A 16,475-nucleotide genomic window follows, 5' to 3' on the forward strand; every position below is an offset into this window, starting at 1 on the left:
CGGCACCTGTCCGTTTCAAGGGGCCTGCTCAGGCCGCGGGCGGTTTTGTCGCCTGCATCGCGGGGCGCGATTCGAAATCCGCGAACCAGCCTGCCAGCGCCTCATTGCCCTGGCGCCAATTGGTTTCCGGGTGGCGGAAATCCACATAGGCCAGCGCGCAACCCACCGCGATCTGGCCGATATCCAGCGGCCCCTGCAGGTGGCTCATCCAGCGCGCATTCAGCGCCGCGCAGCCGCCCAGCACCTTGCCCCGCTGCGCGTCCAGCCAATTGTCCCACTGTTTGTCTTCGGGACGCAGCCGCTTTTCGTAGGACATCAGCACTGCCGCATCCATGATTCCATCGGCAGTGGCCTCCAGCACCTTGCTGTCCCAGCCGCGGCCATACAGCCTGCCGCCCGCGCGCTCGTCCAGATAGGCGCAAATCACCCGGCTGTCATAGAGCGCCGGCCCGTCATTGCGCTCCAGCGCCGGGATCTTGGCCAGCGGGTTGCTGGCCTTCACATCCGGGCTGGGCTTCAGGGGCGTGGTGGTGACGTCCAGAATCTCGACGTCGTCCAGCTGCCCGGTTTCATGCAGCAGCACCACAACCTTGCGAGCAAAGGGGGATGATTGGGAATATGTAAGCTTCATGGGAAATCCTCTGCTGTTTGGCCGCAGCCTACTGCAAGCGGCTCTGAGGGAAAGAGGCAATCACCGCACTGTGTTAAACTGGGCCTGTGTACCAAGTGACAGGAGGCTTCCAATGATCATGCGGATATTCCAGGTTACCATCCGTCCCGGCAAAGAAGCCGAGTTCAGAAAATTCTTTCACGAAACCGCAATCCCGCTGATGAAGGGCACCGACGGCATCGTCTCAGTCCTGCCTGGCGCGCCGCGTGCCGAGACCCCGCGGGAGTTCAGTTTTGTCATGGTCTGGAGGGACCTGGCCGCGCTCAAGGCCTTTGTGGGCGAGGATTACACCAGTCCGCACATCAACCCGGCCGAGGCCGAGCTGGTCGAGTCGCGCACCATCAAACACTATGACCTGGTAGAAGCCTGACGCATCAGCACAGCCAGCGCCTCCAGCTCCGCACCGGTACCGCCAGCGATCCTCTCCGCCGCGGCGGCGCGCGCGGCGTCCGGCTTATTCTGGCTCAGTTTCCAGGTGCCATCGACAGCCGTGATCCGCATCCGGGCTGGCACGATCATCCGCATCATCCGCGCCAGCGCCTCTGCGCCCATCTTGCCAGTGGTCCAGGGCGGTTTCGGCGCCAGCCGCGCCTCGTAAAAGGCCGACTGCCGGTCCAGCAGGCCGCGCAATTCCTCATTCGGACGCAACTCCAGCTCGCCGGTCAGATGCACCGCGACATAGTTCCAGGTCGGCACCTGATCCGCTACCCCGTACCAGTCCGGTGAGACATAGCCATCCGGCCCGCTGACAGCGATCCTGGCCGGGCGCGCTTCCTTCAGCATCCGCACAATCGGATTGGAGCGCACCAGATGCAATTCCGCCCATTCCCCGTCTTCGGAAATCAGGAACGGCACATGACTGATGAACGGCGCCTCCTCCGCGGACACGGCCAGCACGCCAAAGGCCCTCGCACGAGCATACGCCAGATTCTGCGCCGTCTCCGCGTCATGGAAAACCGGATTGGGATGCATGCTGTTTCTCCTGCGCCTGCTCGTCCCGCGCACCATGGAACGGGGTCCTACAATTTGAAAAGCTCCACTTCCCTGCTCAGGAACAATACCAATTTCACGTCCCGGCCGGGCGTCTAGCGTTCCGATCTTGAAATCAGCCGCGCCGCTTGGCAATGTCCGCGTGTTCTCAGGGCGGGGCGGAATTCCCCACCGGCGGTAAGCGGGCAGGTCCCGTAAGCCCGCGAGCGGCTTCCAGGCTTTTGGAAGTGTCAGCAGATCTGGTGCGATTCCAGAGCCGACGGTCACAGTCCGGATGGAAGAGAACGTGCAGACGAGCCACGGATGACGTGCGCCCGTCTGTTCGTGATCGCCTTGGGTGACGTGTCAAACCTATAGGAGATTACGAAATGACACACACCCGCTATGCCTTCATCAAGGCGCAATGGCATGCCGATATTGTCGACCAAGCGCTGGAGGGCTTCCTGCAGCTGATCCCGGCGGAGCAGGTCGACGTGTTCGATGTTCCCGGCGCCTTTGAAATGCCCCTTCTGGCGCAGGAGCTGGCAAAGACCGGCAAATACGCCGCCGTGGCCTGCGCCGCCCTCGTGGTGGATGGCGGCATCTACCGGCATGATTTCGTGGCCCAGGCCGTGGTCGACGGTCTGATGCGCGCCGGTATGGACACCGGCGTTCCGGTGCTGTCGGTCTCCTTGACCCCGCATCATTTCCAGGAAACGGAGCATCACATGGCCATCTACCGCGCGCACTTCGTGCAAAAAGGCAACGAAGCCGCCAGCGCGGCCCTGATGATCACCAAGACCCGGGAAGCCGCACTGGCCGCATAAACGCTGTACTTACAGTGCATTACCGCCTGCACCAGCCCGCCGCACCGGCGGCGGGCATCCGGCCCAAAGGCCGCAATATTGATTTAACCAATTGTTTACAAAAGAGGTTTCGCAGCAAAACCCCTTTTCACCTGCACCCGCCACAACCGCTCCCGGCAGCGGATCAGGCAGATCCCAAATACGCCTTCAACGCCGGCGGCGGGTTATCCAGCAGCTCCGCCGCCGGCTCCGGCGGATGCGCCTTGCCGTCCGCCACCAGCACCACCTGGTCCGCGATCCGGCGGGCGTCGTTCGGGTCATGGCTGACCATCAGCACCGTGGCACCGCTTTCGCGGGCAAGTTCGGCAACCAGATCCAGCATCTCTGCCTTCAGCGCCGGGCCCAGCGCGGCAAAGGGCTCATCCAGCAGCAGGATATCGCGCCCCTGCACCAGCACCCGCGCCAGCGCCACCCGGCTTTGCTGACCGCCGGACAGCGCCGCAGGCTTGCGTGTGCCCATGCCGCCCAGGCCAACCCGCTCCAGCGCGGCATCAACCCGGCTCCACTCCGCCGAGCTCAGCCGCAGGTTCGCATGCAGCCCCAGGCCCACATTCTGTGCCACGGTCAGATGAGGGAACAGGTTGCCGTCCTGAAACAGCATCGCCACAGGCCGCTTGCCCGGCGCCTGGCGGGTCAGCTCCGCGCCGTTCCACAAAATACTCCCGCGGGTGACGGGCAGGAAACCGGCCACTGCCTCCACCAGCGTGGATTTCCCGGCGCCAGAAGGGCCGATCACCGCCACGCAGGCGCCGGGCGCGATCTCCAGATCAGCCTCCACCGCGTAATCGCCGTTCATGATCCGGCAGGTCTCAAGCCTCAGCATGCCAGCGTCCTCCGCGGTCCAAGATCCAGAATGCCCCCATCGACAGCATCAGCAAGAGCAGCGCCGCACCCGCTGCAGCCTCCATCCGGTAGGCCCCCATCAGCCGGTAGATCTGCAAAGGCAGCGTTGCAAAATCCGGATCGGCAAACAGTGCCACCACCCCCAGATCGCCCATCGACAGCGCCGCCGCCAGCCCGGCCGCGAACCCGGTTTGCGCCCGCATCCGCGGCAGGTAGACCCGGCGGATGAAACTCCAGCCCTGCATGTCCAGCGACAGCGACAGGCGGCCATAGCGCCCCAGCACCTCCCGCGCCCGCGGAACCAGGATCCGCATGGCAAAGGGCAGCGCCATCACCGCATTGACCAGCGCCGTCACCGGCAGCGCCAGCGCAAAAGGGTCCGCGACAGGGTAGATCAGAATGAACAGCCCGGTGCCGATCACCAGGGGGGAGGCCGCAAGGCCAAGGATGCCTGACAGCTCAGCCATGCCAGCACGCCCAGCGGCAGCCGCAGCGGCCATCGGCAAGGCCAGCATCAGCAGAATCACCGTGCTGAGCGCGGCAACCAGAACGGAGTTTCCAGCCGCCTGCCAAACGGATCCTTTCAAGGCAGCCAGCCCCGGCAGACCCGCCAGCACAATCGCCGCCAGCGGCAGCAGCAGAAACGCCGCGGACAGAATAATCCAGAACCCGTCCAGTCCGCGCGCCAGTGCCTCCTGCCCGTCCCAGCGCTTCACAGCACGGTCAAGCCCGGCCCCAAATCCTTCGCCCGCCGACACCCGCAACGCCCCCAGCGCGGCTGCGCCGGTCAGCAATAGTTGCAGGCCCGACAGCAGCGCCGCGCGGCCCAGGTCGAAATCAAAACGGAACGCTTGATAGATGGCGAGTTCGATGGTGGTGGCCCGTGGCCCTCCGCCCAAAGTCAGCGCCACAGCAAAGCTCGACAGGCAAATGGCAAAGACAACCGCCAGCGCGCCGGGCGCCACCCGCCGCAGCATCGGCCCTTCCAGCAGCCGCCACATCGCCAGCGGCCCGGCATCCAGCTGCGCCGCCAGACGGAAGCGTTCGGCGGGGATCTCCTGCCAGCCCTGCAGAATCAGCCGGGTCGCCAGCGGCAGGTTGAAAAACACATGCGCCAGCACCACCCCGTGCAGGCCATAGATTTGAACAGGCTCTAACCCGAGGGAAATCAGCCCCAGGCTCAGCCAGCCCGCGCGGCCAAAGACCGCCAGCAGGCCTAGAATGGCAACAATCACCGGCAGGATGAACGGCGCACCCAACAGGGCAATCAAAAGGCTCCGGCCCCAAAACCGCCGCCGCGCCAGCGCGCGGGCGACAGGGATGGCAAGACCAACACTTAGCAAGGCCGACAGGCTCGCCTGGGTCAGCGTAAACCGCAGTGCGGCCCAGTCGCTGGCGCCAAACCCGGTGCCGGCCTCAGCCCTGAAGGCAACAGCCCCAAGCGTTCCCAGAATCAGCGCCGCCACCAGAAGGGCCGCGCTGATACCGGGGTAAGCGCTTACTGGCTGAGCGCGTCCAGCCATTCGCCCAGCGCCGCATCGCGCACTTCTGCCGCTTCCGTTTCGCTCAGCAGCAGCGATTTTTCAGGCGCAATCAGGGTGCCGAACCCTTCCGGCAGGCCCGCCGCCGGGGTCACCGCCGGATACATCCAGTTGGTGGTCGGGATGATCGACTGGAACGCATCCGACACCATGAAGGCCAGGAACTGGTCGGCCAGCTCCGGCTGGTCGGAGTTCGCCAGCTTGGCCGCAACTTCCACCTGCATGTAGTGCCCCTCATCAAAAGCGGCGGCAGCCTTGGAGCCGTCTTCCTCGGCAATCAGGTGATAAGCGGGCGAAGTGGTGTAGGACAAAACCATGTCGGCCTCGCCTTCCAGGAACATGCCATAGGCCTCGGACCAGCCCTTGGTCACGGTGACCACGTTGTCAGACAGGCCCTTCCAGATCTCCGGCGCCTCGTCGCCATAGGCGGCCTTGACCCACAAGAGCAGGCCCAGACCGGGGGTGGAGGACCGCGGGTCCTGAATGACGATCTTCTTGTCGCTGGCCGCCAGTGCCTTGAAATCCGCAGGTGCCGCGGCATCGGCGTTGTGGACAAAGGCAAAGTAGCCCCAGTCATAGGGCACAAAGGTTGCGTCGTTCCATTCCACCGGCAGCGCAAACTCGGCGCTCACCGAATGCTCTGCAAACAACCCGGTTTCCTTGGCCGCCGCGGTCAGGTTGGTATCCAGCCCCAGAACCACGTCCGCGTCCGAACGCGCGCCCTCCAGCTTGACCCGCGCCAGCAGCGCCGCGCCATCGCCTGCGCCAACCAGTTTCAGGTCGCAGCCGCACACCTCTTCAAACGCCTTTTCCACTGCCGGGCCCGGGCCCCAGTCGGAAACAAAGCTGTCATAGGTATAAACGGTGAGTTCGGGCGTTTCGGCAAAGGCTGCCGAGGCGCCAAGCAGTCCCGCTGCAAATGCAAGATGTTTCATGCCATCCTCCTTTGCGGCTTTGGGCAAGGGTGGAGGCTGTCCAGTACCTTCCCTCCGCCGGTGTGATCCGGTTCAGGTTCAACGGGTGTCATCTCAGCGCTTGCGCGCACCCCGAGGTGGCGCGGACATTAGGCCCCAGCCGCAGCAATGACAAGCCAAAGCCCCGCCAGGACCTACGCTTCAGGCAAACTGGACCGCTGCCAGTGCCGAGCCCGCGTTCTTCTGGCTCAAAATATCCCAGGGGAGCCGCCCCAGGCGGCGGGGGCAGCGCCCCCTCTCGCTTTTGCCGCAGAGGAATCCGCTTGAGGCACAGCCCCCTGCCCGCTAAGCACGTCCCGCAAAGGAGACCGCGCCTCATGTCGATGAACAGCTTTGGACACCTCTTCCGCGTCACCACCTGGGGCGAGAGCCACGGGCCCGCGCTTGGCGCCACCGTCGACGGCTGCCCGCCGAATGTGCCGCTGGAGCCGGAAATGCTGCAGCAGTGGCTCGACAAGCGCCGCCCCGGCCAGAACAAGAACACCACCCAGCGCAATGAGCCGGACGCGGTGAAGATCCTCTCCGGTGTGTTCGACGGCATGTCCACCGGCACCCCGATCCAGCTGATGATCGAGAACACCGATCAGCGCTCCAAGGATTACGGCGAGATTTCCCAGACTTTCCGTCCGGGACACGCCGACATCACCTATTTCCAGAAATACGGCAACCGCGACTACCGCGGCGGCGGCCGCTCCTCGGCGCGCGAAACCGCGGCGCGGGTGGCGGCCGGCGGTGTTGCACGTGAAGCAATCAAGGCGCTGGCGCCGGGACTGGAGATCAAGGGCTACATGACCCGAATGGGTGAGCTGGGGATCGACCGCAGCCGCTTTGACTGGGATGCGATCGAAACCAACGACTTCTGGATCCCCGACGCAGGCGCGGTGCAGGAATGGGAAGATTACCTGCAAGCCCTGCGCAAGGCGCACGATTCGGTCGGCGCGGTGGTTGAGGTTGTCGCCCGTGGCGTCCCCGCCGGTATCGGCGCGCCGGTTTACGGCAAGCTGGACACCGACATGGCCGCCGCGATGATGTCGATCAACGCCGTGAAAGGCGTCGAGATCGGCGAGGGCATGAACGCCGCGCGGCTCAAAGGCTCGGAAAATGCCGATGAGATCTTCATGGGCGCAAACGGGCCGGAATATTCCTCCAACCACGCCGGCGGCATCCTCGGCGGCATCTCCACCGGGCAGGATGTGGTGGTACGCTTTGCGGTCAAACCGACCTCCTCGATCCTTACCCCGCGCCAGTCGATCCGCAAGGACGGCTCTGCCACCGAAGTTATCACCAAGGGCCGTCACGACCCCTGCGTCGGCATCCGCGCGGTGCCGGTGGCCGAGGCAATGATGGCCTGTGTTATCCTGGACCACCTGCTGCTGCACCGCGGCCAGATCGGCGAAAACCAGGGCCGCATCGGCTGAACCGCTGACGGCTGACGGGACCTGTTGCGAAGCACTGCAAAACCAAGCAGGTTTTGCACAGCCCGTTTCACATCCGGTCCTTTGATATGCTGATTACCCTGGCCGTTTCCGGCTACCGCTCAATCCGTGATGCGGCCCTGCCGCTGGAGCAGCTCACCGTGGTGAGCGGCGCCAACGGCGCGGGCAAATCCTCACTCTACCGCTCGCTGCGGCTGCTGGCAGAGATGGCACAGGGGCGCGCCATTGCTTCGCTGGCCTCTGAGGGCGGTCTGGACTCGACGCTTTGGGCCGGCCCAGAACACATCAGCGCCCGGATGCGGCGCGGTGAAATTCCGGTTGAGGGCACCCGCCGCAAGAACTCGGTCGCGCTGAAGCTGGGGTTTGCCGCCGAAGACTACGGCTATGCTGTGGATCTGGGCCTGCCCGCACCGGTGCCGCGCACGATGTTCGGCAAGGATCCTGAGATCAAGTCTGAGGCGCTTTGGGTTGGCGAGAGCCTGGGCCGCGCCAACAGCATTGCCGAACGCCGCGGTGCGGTTGTCACGGGCCGGGACGGCAGCGGCCGCAAGATCGAACTGTCGCGTGATCTGCGCCCTTTCGACAGCATGATGACCCATGCCGCCGACCCTGTGCAGGCGCCCGAAATGCTGTCCCTGCGGGAGCGGATGCGCGGCTGGCGGTTTTATGACAGCTTGCGCACCGACCGGGATTCGCCTGCCCGGCGCCCCGCTGTAGGCACCCGCACGCCGGCGCTGGCGGGCGACGGTGCGGATCTGGCTGCAGCCATTGCCACCCTTCGGGAAATTGGCGACGGGCCGGCTTTTGACGAAGCCATCGAGGATGCCTTCCCGGGCGCCAGCGCCGATGTCTCGCTGCAGGGTGGGCTGTTTTCTGTGGAGATGCAGCAGCATGGTCTGCTGCGGCCGCTCTCGGCAGCGGAGCTGTCAGACGGCACCCTGCGCTATGTGCTGCTGGCCACCGCGCTGCTGACGCCGCGCCCGCCCGAGCTGATGGTGCTGAACGAACCCGAAACCAGCCTGCACCCCGACCTCATTGCGCCCTTGGCACGGCTGATCAAACGCGCGAGCCGCAACAGCCAGATCATCGTGGTCTCCCACAACAGCCGTCTGGCCCGGGAACTGGAGGACGCCGGGGCATTGTCCGTAATCCTGCAAAAGGAATTCGGAGAAACCCGCATTGACGAGCTGGAGCCGCCGCGCTGGAGCTGGCCAAAGCGCTGAAACTCAGCTGTGATCGCCTGCGCATTGGCTATGGTCGCCTAGCGCCGTCAGCACCTTGCAGCAGCCGCCATTGCCGCCGTCGCACAGGTGGCTGATCCTCTCCAGCTCAGACGCCAGTTGCTGCAGCTTGCGGATGCGGTCGCGGACATTGGCCAGCTGGCTGCGGGCAATCCTGTCAGCTTCGGCGCAGTCATCGCCCAGATGCCCGTCCAGCCCCATCAGCGCCTTGATGTCCTCCAGCGAGAAGCCGAGATCGCGCGCATGTTTGATGAAACCCAGCGCATCCATGCCGTCCTGCCCGTAGCGGCGCTGGTTGCCGGCATTGCGGCCCGGCTGCGGCAGCAGGCCGATCTCCTCGTAGTAGCGGATGGTAGGAACCTTCACGCCCGTGGCCTTGGACAGCTGACCGATGGAAAACATCGCAATGACCTCTTGATGCTCTAGTGACTAGAGGCCCTACATTGATCTCGAATCAGGAATGAGGACAAGAGCAATGGCAGGCTGCTGCAATCACAACGCCCGGTTTGACGGGGTATCGGCGGACTACAAACGCAGGCTTTGGCTGGTGATCGCCATCAACGCCGGCATGTTCGCGGTGGAAATGGGTGCAGGGCAGCTGTCCGGCAGCCAGGCGTTGAAGGCGGACGCGCTGGATTTTCTGGGCGACGCGCTGACCTATGGCATCTCGCTGGCGGTGATCGGCGCTACGCTGCGCACCCGGGCGCTGGCGGCCCTGGGCAAGGGGATCAGCCTCTTGCTGATGGGCATGTGGGTGTTCGGCTCCACCATCTACCAAGTATTTTACGTCGGCGTGCCGCAGGCACAGATCATGGGCGTGATCGGCTTCATGGCGCTGGCAGCGAACCTGATCTCGGTGCTGCTGCTGGCCCGGTACAAGGACGGTGATGCCAATGTGCGTTCAGTCTGGCTGTGTTCGCGAAATGATGCCATCGGCAATGTGGCGGTGATGATTGCCGCGTTGGGGGTCTGGGGCACCGCCACCGGCTGGCCCGACCTCATTGTGGCCGGCATCATGGGCGGCCTGTTCCTGAGCTCCGCCTTCCAGATCCTGGTGCAGGCCGTGCGGGAATGGCGCGAGGAAGAGGCGCACGCGGCAGTGCACTCATCTTAAAACTTGAGGACTGCGCCTGCCTGCCAGGCGCAGTCCGGCCTTTCGGCCGGGTGGAACAGATTTCTACACAAACAGCCCTGCGTATTCCTCGCGCAGGGCTTTCTTCTGCACCTTGCCCATTGTGTTGCGCGGCAAGGCCTCCAGCAGAATGATCTCCTTGGGCTGCTTGAACTTGGCCAGTTGACCCATCAGCGCCGCCTTGATCGCCTCCGCACTGGTGCCCTCGCCCTCCGGTACAACCACCGCCACCACAGCCTCGCCGAAGTCGGGATGCGGCACGCCGATCACCGCGCTTTCCAGCACGCCGGGCAGGTCGTCGATCAGGCTCTCCACCTCCTTGGGATAGACATTGAAGCCGCCGGTGATGATCAGATCCTTCTCGCGCCCGACAATGGTGACATAGCCATCCGCGTCGATCTTCGCCATGTCGCCGGTGATGAACCAGCCGTCCGGCTGCAGGTCCTCCGCCGTCTTCTCCGGCATCTGCCAGTACCCCTGGAACACATTGGCCCCGCGCACTTCCAGCACCCCGATCTCTCCGGGCGCAACTTCAGCACCATCCTGCATCACCCGCGCCTCAACTCCCGGCAGCGGGAACCCGACGGTGCCTGCGCGACGGTCGCCCTCATAGGGGTTCGACGTGCTCATATTGGTTTCGGTCATCCCGTAGCGTTCCAGGATGCGGTGGCCTGTGCGGGCCTCCCACTGCTCATGGGTATCGACCAGCAAGGGCGCGGAGCCGGAGATGAACAGGCGCATATTGGCGGCGCGTTCACGGGTCAGCCGCTCATCTGCCAGCAGCCGGGTATAGAATGTCGGCACCCCCATCAGCGCGGTCGCCGCCGGCATCGCCCCCAAAATGGCATCCCCATCGAACCCCGGCAGGAACACCACCTGCGCACCGGCAAACAGCGCCACATTGGTTGCCACAAACAGCCCGTGGGTGTGGAAAATCGGCAGCGCATGGATCAGCACGTCGTCCTTGGTGAACCGCCAATAGTCGCGCAATGTCAGCGAGTTGGATGCCAGGTTGTCATGGCTCAGCATCGCGCCCTTGGAACGGCCGGTGGTGCCGGAGGTATAAAGGATTGCCGCCAGATCATCCGCCTGCCGGGCAACCGCTTCAAAGCCGGACTGGCCATCCGCCAGATCACGCAAACTCCCCTGCCCCGCCGCATCCAATGTCAGCACTTTGGCCGCGCCGGAGATCGCGCTGATTTCCTCCAGCCGCGCCGGATCGCAGACCACCACCCGGGGCGTCGCATCACCGGCAAAGTACGCCACCTCCGGCCCGGTGTAGGCGGTGTTCAAGGGCAGGAAAATACCGCCTGACATGACAGTGCCAAGGTACAGCTCAATCGCCTGAATGGTTTTCTGGACCTGCACCGCCACCCGGTCACCTGGCTGCACGCCTTGGGCGGCCAACGCCGCCGCCATCCGCTCCGCACCGGCAAACAGCGCACCGAAGGTGACCGTGCCGCCATCCGGCAGCCGGGCAAACACATCGCCCTCGCGCCCCACGGAGGACTCACGCAGCTGGCGGATCAGGTGATTGGCATCATACATCGGCGGCTCCTTCATCTGGCGGCGCCATTTGCGCGGCTTGGCCAGCCAAAATCAAGCCATTGATCTTTGCGGCGCTTGGGCGCAGGGTCGCGCCATGGCAAAATCCTTAACATCGCATCGGCCTGTGCTGGCGGTCCTGCTGAAAGTGACCGCCATTGCGCTCTTCACTGCGCTGTCCGGGATCATCAAGGCCACCTCGGAGACCATTCCGGCAGGCGAGGCGGTGTTCTTCCGCTCCTTCTTTGCCATTCCAGTGATCGTGATCTGGCTGGCAACGCGCGGAGAGCTGCGGCACGGGCTGATCACCAAGAAGCCTATGTTTCACGTGTGGCGCGGGCTGGTCGGCACTTCGGCGATGGGGATGACCTTCATGGGGCTGGCGCTGCTGCCGCTGCCGGAAGTCACGGCCATCGGCTATGCCACGCCGATCTTTACCCTGGTTCTTGCGGCGCTGTTCCTGGGTGAGACCATCCGGCTGGTGCGCATCAGCGCGGTGGCGATCGGGCTGTTGGGCGTTCTCATCATGATCTGGCCGCGCCTGGGCGGCGATCTGGAGGACGGCGCCATGCTGGGGGTGCTGCTGGTGGTTGGGGCCACAGTGGCGCGCGGCTTTGTCCAGATCCACATCCGCCGCATGGTGCAGTCGGAGCATACAGCGGCGATTGTGTTCTATTTCTCGCTGACCGCTTCTGGCTTGGCGCTGCTCACCGCGCCTTTTGGCTGGGTGATGCCGGACGCGCAAACCGCCGCGCTGCTGGTCAGCGCCGGTCTGGTTGGCGGTGTGGCGCAGATTCTGGTCACCTCCTCCTACCGCTTTGCGCCTGCCTCGATGCTGGCGCCCTATGACTATGCCTCAATGATCTTTGCCATCGTCATCGGCTATGTCTGGTTCGAGGAATGGCCAACACTGGTGATGCTGGCAGGCGCCGCGCTGGTCATTGCCGGCAATGTGCTGGTGATCTGGCGCGAGCACCGGCTGGGCCTGCAGCGCGGCAAGGCGCGGGCGGCGAGCAACCCCAAGGGCGTCTGATTAGGCTCTAACCCATGGGTTTCACGGCTGGAGCCCGCAAGGGCGACGCACCCGCCCTCATCCGAAGGGGCGGGTGCCCGCTGTTTGCACCTCGGTGGGACCGGCTCAGACCGCGCGGGTCAGCCCCCCGTCGACACGGATGTTCTGCCCGGTGGTATAGGCGGCATCATCCGAGGCCAGATAGGCCACCAGCGCAGACACCTCGCGCGCGGTGCCATAGCGGCCCATCGGAATGCGCGCCTTGCGGTCTTCGGTCTCCGGCAGGCTGTCGATGAAGCCCGGCAGCACGTTGTTCATCCGCACGCCTTGGCCCGCGAACTTGTCGGCAAACAGCTTGGTAAAGCTCGCAAGCCCCGCCCGGAAGACGCCAGAGGTCGGGAACAGCGGATCCGGCTCAAACACCGCAAAGGTGGAGATGTTGATGATCGCCCCCTTGCCCTGGGCCGCCATGATGGGCGCCACCAGGCGGGCCGGGCGGATCACATTCATCAGATAGTATTCCATCCCCAGATGCCAGTCCTCGTCGCTGATCTCCAGGATATCGCCCTTGGGGCCATGGCCTGCCGAGTTGACCAGCACATCAATCCGCCCCCAGCGGTCCATTGCCTTGTCCACCAGCGTCTGCAGATCGCTTTGCTCTAAATTAGAGCCTGTATGGCCCACTCCGCCTAGCTCCTGCGCCAGCGCCTCCCCCTTGCCGGAGGAGGAGAGGATCGCAACCTCATACCCCTGTGCGTGAAGGTGGCGGGCCGCATCTGCGCCCATGCCGCTGCCAGCGGCTGTGAAAAGGGCAACTTTGGTCATATCCATACTCCTTTGCTTGGTCTCAGGATGGCGGTTCAAGCCGCGCTTGACCAATCATGTCTCATCGCGCCAGACTGTAGGAAAACTACTGGCTGAGATGCGATGCGCCTGCCCAACCTCAACGCCCTGCGGATGTTCGATGCCGCCGCCCGCCACCTGAATTTCGGGCGCGCGGCGGAGGAACTGCACCTGACCCAAGGCGCGGTGGCGCAGCAGGTGCGGCGGCTGGAGGCAGACCTGGGGCACAAGCTGTTCCACCGCCACGCCCGCGGGCTGACCCTGACCGACACCGGGCGCAGCTATCACGCACCGGTCCGGCAGGCGCTGGCGCTGATCCGCGAGGCCACGGACACGCTGGCCCCTGCTGTGCAGAGGGTGGCACTGTCGGTACCGCCGTCCTTTGCCTCAAAATGGCTGGTGCCGCGGCTGCCGGAGTTCGAGGTCCGCCACCCCGATATCGACCTGCGGGTTGTGGCAGATGAAAATCTGACGGATTTCAAGCAGGGTGGCATCGACATCGCCATCCGCCAGGGCAGCAAGCCGCAAGAAAGCAGTTTGAACGTTGCGCTCCTGTCGCTGGTGGATCTGGTGGCCGTCGCACGTCAGGATTCGGCTCTAACTAAGGCAGAATTTCCCGAATTGGCAGATCTGGCGCAGCACACGCTGATCCAGGACGGGCACCGGCACTGGGACCATTTGTTGCGGCAGGAAGGGATTACGGGCACCGGCCGGGTCTTGCAATTCAACCAGACGGCTCTGGCGATGGACGCGGCAATGAACGGCCAGGGCATCGCCCTTGTGCCGCGGATTTTCCTGGGCAGCCAGCCGCTGACAGAGCTGTGGCAAGCGCCACGGCTGGGGGATCAGGGGTTTTATGTGCTTTGGCCAAGCACACAGGGCCGGGCCAAGACGGTGGTGGACTGGCTGCTGCGCCAATAGCACTCAGGCTGAGGCTGCCTCAGCCCCTTCCGGCGCGCTGAGCGAGATCACCGCAACCACCGCAGCGCCATTCAGCCAGTAGAACGCTGCATCCAGCCCGGCAAAGCCGAAGACAAAAGGCGCCGCCAGAAAGGTGAGGCCGACAATCAGGTCGACCGTCAGATGCAGCTTGTAAGGCAGCACCCGGATCAGGCCGAGGTGGTGGTCGGTCAGCACCGTCAGCACAAAGGCTGCGATGCCGGTTGCCACCGACAGCCACAGCGCCAGTGGGTTGCTTTCACCGAGGCCCAACAGGAACGGCAGCCCCATCAGGGCGATGGCCACCGGGTAATCAAGGTATGCATGGATGGTGCGGGTCACGAAACGCAGGGGCATGGGTCAGGTCCTTTTGCAGAAAATTACGGGCCGCATCTGCGGCTCTGACCCCAGGTTCGCAGGAAAACCAAGAACAATGAATTTCAGACAGCTCAACAAACCATGCAGATCGTTCAGATGTTCGAACTATCTGCAGAAGCGATCTCTCTGTGCTGCTGCCGGTAGGCCGCCGGAGACACCCCAATCTGCTTCCGGAAAACTCTGGAAAATGCGGCTTCGGACGCATAACCCGCCAGTTCCGCTGCATCCGCAACATTCAGCCCCTGCTCTGTCAGCCCCTGGCAGGCGATCTGCATCCGCCAGCTGGTCAGGTACTGCATCGGTGTCACCTGCATCTTGGCGGTAAAGCTCTGGGCGAAACTTGTGCGCGACATGCCGGCAATGCGCGCCAGCTCCTCAACCGACCAGGTCCTGGCGGGCTCCCGGTGAAAGGCGCTCAGAGCGCGAGACAGCTGCGGATCAGCAAACCCAGCCAGAGCATCGCTGTCGGGGCTCAGGCTTTCCAGATGCACCCGGATCGCCTGCGCAAAAATTGCCTCGGACATTTTCAGCGCAATCAAATCACCGCCCATACGGGCATGCCCCGCCTCAGCGGCAATGACCCGCAATGTCGCCTCCAGCCAGGCACCGCGCGCTTCGCCATAGTCCTGAATATGCATATAGGGCGGCAAACGGTCCAAAAGCATATGTCCGGCACCGGTATGTCCTTGCGCGCCATAAGAAATATGCCCGCAAATCAGCTGCGTATCCCGGTCGTCCTCATCGCCGCCGTAGACCAGCACGCCTTGGCCCTGGTACCCGGACAGCTCCAGCACCCGGTCCAGTGTCAAGACCGCCTCTTTACCGGTGGTGGAGCAAAAAAGCATATGTTCCGCGCCGTGCGGGATCACCACCAGATCCCCCTGCGCCAGCCGGATCGTGTCATCCGTTTGCGGCAGATGCACCAGGCATTCTCCCCGGTGGGCAAAATGGAACCGCGCCACATTCTGGAAGGACGGCACATGCACCCCCCACGGCGGCGTGAACGAGGTGCGGAAATAGAGCGTCCCCTTCAGGGATAGCCGCGTGAGAATGTCGCTTAACAGATCCAGCATGGAAGAAGGATACCCCTTCGGTGCCGCCCGTCCAGAGTGCTGGACGATCTGCAATATCTTTCACCCTATCGCGCATTCAACGCCACAGCGATTTCACGGATCAAGGTGAGACTGACAAAGACTAAAGGAGTCGCAAGATGACATTCCGTTTGCTTTCCGCCGCTGTTCTCGCTGGCGCCATGGTCCTGCCGGCCCATGCCGCTGAACCGATGAATGACCTCGAAATCGCCCATACCGCCTACACTGCAGGCCAGCTGGACATACGCTATGCCCATCTCGCACTGGCGGTATCTGAGAATGCCGACGTGCGCAGCTTTGCTGAAACCATGATCCGCGACCACTCCGCGGTCAACTCAGCTGCGGTTGATCTGATCACCGAATTGAACGTCACGCCTCAGGACAACGATCTCAGCCGCGCCCTGGTGCAGGGGGCCGCGGACAAGCGGGCAGAGCTGATGGGCCTCTCCGGCAGCGCCTTCGACTGCGCCTATGCCCAAAATGAGCTGGGCTATCATCAGGTTGTAAACAAAACCGTCGAGGACAGCTTTATCCCGGCGGTCACGGTAGCGCCGCTCAAAGAGCTGCTGACGGATGCGCTGGCGACATTCAAGGTGCATGAAGGCCATGCGGAACAGATGGTCAGCAATCTGCAATGCAGCTGACACGGAGGCGGCTTATCTCAGCGGGCGGGCTGGCAGCGGCCGCAGCCGCATTGCCCGCTGCGGCCGCACCGGCAGTTCGGGTCCGGATCCGGAAATTCGCCTTTGACCCCGATACAGTCTCTATAAAGGCTGGTGAGCGTATCGAGTGGGTCAATGAGGACTTTGCTCCGCATACGGCGACCGAAGCCGATCACAGCTGGGATACCGGAGAGATGGGCAAAGGCGGCACTGCATCCGTCCTGTTTGAGACACCCGGGACACATTCATATTACTGCGTGTATCATCCCCACATGAAGGCACGCATCGTAGTGACCGCGTAGGCACACCTGCAAAGCAAACGGGCGCCCTGTT

Annotated in this window: 19 protein-coding genes and 2 riboswitches; of the genes, 9 read left to right on the plus strand and 10 right to left on the minus strand. The window is 63.8% G+C overall.

Going from position 1 to position 16,475, the window contains the following annotated elements:
- Window positions 1-28: 28 nt before the first annotated feature.
- Complete coding sequence (locus RA26_RS15155) at window positions 29-631, minus strand: glutathione S-transferase (RefSeq protein WP_039184893.1); 603 nt, start codon at window positions 629-631, stop codon at window positions 29-31.
- A 112-nt stretch (window positions 632-743) separates the two neighbouring features.
- On the opposite strand from RA26_RS15155, the gene RA26_RS15160 reads away from it, so the two are divergent.
- Window positions 744-1,040, plus strand: coding sequence for an antibiotic biosynthesis monooxygenase family protein (locus RA26_RS15160; RefSeq protein ID WP_039184895.1), 297 nt, complete (start codon window positions 744-746; stop codon window positions 1,038-1,040).
- Here the strand turns inward: RA26_RS15160 and RA26_RS15165 are convergent.
- Window positions 1,019-1,642 (minus strand): FMN-binding negative transcriptional regulator, encoded by a 624-nt coding sequence (locus RA26_RS15165; RefSeq protein ID WP_039184897.1) that lies wholly within the window; start codon window positions 1,640-1,642, stop codon window positions 1,019-1,021. The genes RA26_RS15160 and RA26_RS15165 overlap by 22 nt on opposite strands.
- Before the next feature lie 158 nt (window positions 1,643-1,800).
- Window positions 1,801-1,950, plus strand: a riboswitch (FMN riboswitch).
- Between the two features lie 78 nt (window positions 1,951-2,028).
- On the opposite strand from RA26_RS15165, the gene RA26_RS15170 reads away from it, so the two are divergent.
- Window positions 2,029-2,466 (plus strand): 6,7-dimethyl-8-ribityllumazine synthase, encoded by a 438-nt coding sequence (locus tag RA26_RS15170; protein WP_019297562.1) that lies wholly within the window; start codon window positions 2,029-2,031, stop codon window positions 2,464-2,466.
- A gap of 163 nt (window positions 2,467-2,629) precedes the next feature.
- Here the strand turns inward: RA26_RS15170 and RA26_RS15175 are convergent, their stop codons facing one another.
- From RA26_RS15175 to thiB, 3 genes are read right to left on the minus strand one after another with little or no spacing between them, the layout of a single operon-like run.
- A complete protein-coding gene (locus RA26_RS15175) occupies window positions 2,630-3,328 on the minus strand; it encodes a thiamine ABC transporter ATP-binding protein (RefSeq protein WP_039184900.1) in 699 nt (232 codons plus the stop codon).
- Complete coding sequence (locus RA26_RS15180) at window positions 3,315-4,871, minus strand: thiamine/thiamine pyrophosphate ABC transporter permease ThiP (protein WP_039184903.1); 1,557 nt, start codon at window positions 4,869-4,871, stop codon at window positions 3,315-3,317. Before RA26_RS15180 ends, RA26_RS15175 begins: the two co-directional genes overlap by 14 nt.
- A complete protein-coding gene (gene thiB, locus RA26_RS15185) occupies window positions 4,847-5,824 on the minus strand; it encodes a thiamine ABC transporter substrate binding subunit (protein ID WP_039184906.1) in 978 nt (325 codons plus the stop codon). Before thiB ends, RA26_RS15180 begins: the two co-directional genes overlap by 25 nt.
- Window positions 5,825-5,856: 32 nt before the next feature.
- Window positions 5,857-5,948, minus strand: a riboswitch (TPP riboswitch).
- Window positions 5,949-6,180: 232 nt separating this feature from the next.
- On the opposite strand from thiB, the gene aroC reads away from it, so the two are divergent.
- Entirely contained in the window at window positions 6,181-7,281 is a 1,101-nt protein-coding gene (aroC, locus tag RA26_RS15190; protein WP_039184908.1) for a chorismate synthase, read from the plus strand.
- 86 nt (window positions 7,282-7,367) lie between these two features.
- On the plus strand, window positions 7,368-8,522 hold the full coding sequence (locus RA26_RS15195; RefSeq protein ID WP_039185046.1) for an AAA family ATPase: 1,155 nt from the start codon (window positions 7,368-7,370) through the stop codon (window positions 8,520-8,522).
- Between the two features lie 3 nt (window positions 8,523-8,525).
- Here RA26_RS15195 and RA26_RS15200 read toward each other — a convergent pair whose 3' ends face one another.
- Entirely contained in the window at window positions 8,526-8,942 is a 417-nt protein-coding gene (locus RA26_RS15200; RefSeq protein ID WP_039184910.1) for a MerR family transcriptional regulator, read from the minus strand.
- 73 nt (window positions 8,943-9,015) lie between these two features.
- Between RA26_RS15200 and RA26_RS15205 the strand changes: the two genes are divergently transcribed.
- Window positions 9,016-9,654, plus strand: a complete 639-nt coding sequence (locus RA26_RS15205; RefSeq protein ID WP_039184913.1) for a cation transporter — start codon at window positions 9,016-9,018, stop codon at window positions 9,652-9,654.
- Window positions 9,655-9,717: 63 nt separating this feature from the next.
- Here the strand turns inward: RA26_RS15205 and RA26_RS15210 are convergent, their stop codons facing one another.
- A complete protein-coding gene (locus RA26_RS15210) occupies window positions 9,718-11,220 on the minus strand; it encodes a malonate--CoA ligase (RefSeq protein ID WP_082015842.1) in 1,503 nt (500 codons plus the stop codon).
- Between the two features lie 94 nt (window positions 11,221-11,314).
- Between RA26_RS15210 and RA26_RS15215 the strand changes: the two genes are divergently transcribed.
- Entirely contained in the window at window positions 11,315-12,250 is a 936-nt protein-coding gene (locus tag RA26_RS15215; protein WP_039184919.1) for a DMT family transporter, read from the plus strand.
- 105 nt (window positions 12,251-12,355) lie between these two features.
- Here the strand turns inward: RA26_RS15215 and RA26_RS15220 are convergent, their stop codons facing one another.
- A complete protein-coding gene (locus tag RA26_RS15220) occupies window positions 12,356-13,060 on the minus strand; it encodes an SDR family oxidoreductase (RefSeq protein ID WP_039184921.1) in 705 nt (234 codons plus the stop codon).
- Between the two features lie 96 nt (window positions 13,061-13,156).
- Between RA26_RS15220 and RA26_RS15225 the strand changes: the two genes are divergently transcribed.
- Window positions 13,157-13,993 (plus strand): LysR substrate-binding domain-containing protein, encoded by an 837-nt coding sequence (locus tag RA26_RS15225; RefSeq protein ID WP_039184924.1) that lies wholly within the window; start codon window positions 13,157-13,159, stop codon window positions 13,991-13,993.
- Window positions 13,994-13,996: 3 nt separating this feature from the next.
- Here RA26_RS15225 and RA26_RS15230 read toward each other — a convergent pair whose 3' ends face one another.
- Entirely contained in the window at window positions 13,997-14,368 is a 372-nt protein-coding gene (locus tag RA26_RS15230) for an SPW repeat domain-containing protein (protein ID WP_039184927.1), read from the minus strand.
- A 113-nt stretch (window positions 14,369-14,481) separates the two neighbouring features.
- The gene (locus RA26_RS15235) at window positions 14,482-15,462 is read right to left on the minus strand and encodes an AraC family transcriptional regulator (protein ID WP_039184930.1); all 981 of its coding nucleotides are present in this window, start codon (window positions 15,460-15,462) and stop codon (window positions 14,482-14,484) included.
- Window positions 15,463-15,599: 137 nt separating this feature from the next.
- Here RA26_RS15235 and RA26_RS15240 point away from each other — a divergent pair, with 137 nt between their 5' ends.
- Together RA26_RS15240 and RA26_RS15245 are read left to right on the plus strand one after the other, a co-directional pair.
- The gene (locus RA26_RS15240; protein ID WP_039184933.1) at window positions 15,600-16,124 is read left to right on the plus strand and encodes a DUF4142 domain-containing protein; all 525 of its coding nucleotides are present in this window, start codon (window positions 15,600-15,602) and stop codon (window positions 16,122-16,124) included.
- Entirely contained in the window at window positions 16,115-16,444 is a 330-nt protein-coding gene (locus RA26_RS15245) for a cupredoxin domain-containing protein (protein WP_039184936.1), read from the plus strand. Before RA26_RS15240 ends, RA26_RS15245 begins: the two co-directional genes overlap by 10 nt.
- The last annotated feature ends 31 nt before the right edge of the window (window positions 16,445-16,475 follow it).

It is taken from the genome of Leisingera sp. ANG-M7, assembly GCF_000813965.1.
Taxonomy (GTDB): Bacteria; Pseudomonadota; Alphaproteobacteria; order Rhodobacterales; family Rhodobacteraceae; genus Leisingera.

Excerpts from the sequence above, each read along its gene's own strand:
- RA26_RS15240 (WP_039184933.1), top strand. The coding sequence starts at position 15,600 with ATGACATTCCGTTTGCTTTCCGCCGCTGTTCTCGCTGGCGCCATGGTC.
- thiB (WP_039184906.1), bottom strand. The coding sequence starts at position 5,824 with ATGAAACATCTTGCATTTGCAGCGGGACTGCTTGGCGCCTCGGCAGCC.
- RA26_RS15215 (WP_039184919.1), top strand. The coding sequence starts at position 11,315 with ATGGCAAAATCCTTAACATCGCATCGGCCTGTGCTGGCGGTCCTGCTG.
- RA26_RS15155 (WP_039184893.1), bottom strand. The coding sequence starts at position 631 with ATGAAGCTTACATATTCCCAATCATCCCCCTTTGCTCGCAAGGTTGTG.
- RA26_RS15200 (WP_039184910.1), bottom strand. The coding sequence starts at position 8,942 with ATGTTTTCCATCGGTCAGCTGTCCAAGGCCACGGGCGTGAAGGTTCCT.
- RA26_RS15170 (WP_019297562.1), top strand. The coding sequence starts at position 2,029 with ATGACACACACCCGCTATGCCTTCATCAAGGCGCAATGGCATGCCGAT.
- RA26_RS15210 (WP_082015842.1), bottom strand. The coding sequence starts at position 11,220 with ATGTATGATGCCAATCACCTGATCCGCCAGCTGCGTGAGTCCTCCGTG.
- RA26_RS15165 (WP_039184897.1), bottom strand. The coding sequence starts at position 1,642 with ATGCATCCCAATCCGGTTTTCCATGACGCGGAGACGGCGCAGAATCTG.
- RA26_RS15230 (WP_039184927.1), bottom strand. The coding sequence starts at position 14,368 with ATGCCCCTGCGTTTCGTGACCCGCACCATCCATGCATACCTTGATTAC.
- RA26_RS15225 (WP_039184924.1), top strand. The coding sequence starts at position 13,157 with ATGCGCCTGCCCAACCTCAACGCCCTGCGGATGTTCGATGCCGCCGCC.
- RA26_RS15195 (WP_039185046.1), top strand. The coding sequence starts at position 7,368 with ATGCTGATTACCCTGGCCGTTTCCGGCTACCGCTCAATCCGTGATGCG.
- RA26_RS15235 (WP_039184930.1), bottom strand. The coding sequence starts at position 15,462 with ATGCTGGATCTGTTAAGCGACATTCTCACGCGGCTATCCCTGAAGGGG.
- aroC (WP_039184908.1), top strand. The coding sequence starts at position 6,181 with ATGTCGATGAACAGCTTTGGACACCTCTTCCGCGTCACCACCTGGGGC.
- RA26_RS15220 (WP_039184921.1), bottom strand. The coding sequence starts at position 13,060 with ATGGATATGACCAAAGTTGCCCTTTTCACAGCCGCTGGCAGCGGCATG.
- RA26_RS15175 (WP_039184900.1), bottom strand. The coding sequence starts at position 3,328 with ATGCTGAGGCTTGAGACCTGCCGGATCATGAACGGCGATTACGCGGTG.
- RA26_RS15160 (WP_039184895.1), top strand. The coding sequence starts at position 744 with ATGATCATGCGGATATTCCAGGTTACCATCCGTCCCGGCAAAGAAGCC.
- RA26_RS15205 (WP_039184913.1), top strand. The coding sequence starts at position 9,016 with ATGGCAGGCTGCTGCAATCACAACGCCCGGTTTGACGGGGTATCGGCG.
- RA26_RS15245 (WP_039184936.1), top strand. The coding sequence starts at position 16,115 with ATGCAGCTGACACGGAGGCGGCTTATCTCAGCGGGCGGGCTGGCAGCG.
- RA26_RS15180 (WP_039184903.1), bottom strand. The coding sequence starts at position 4,871 with ATGGCTGGACGCGCTCAGCCAGTAAGCGCTTACCCCGGTATCAGCGCG.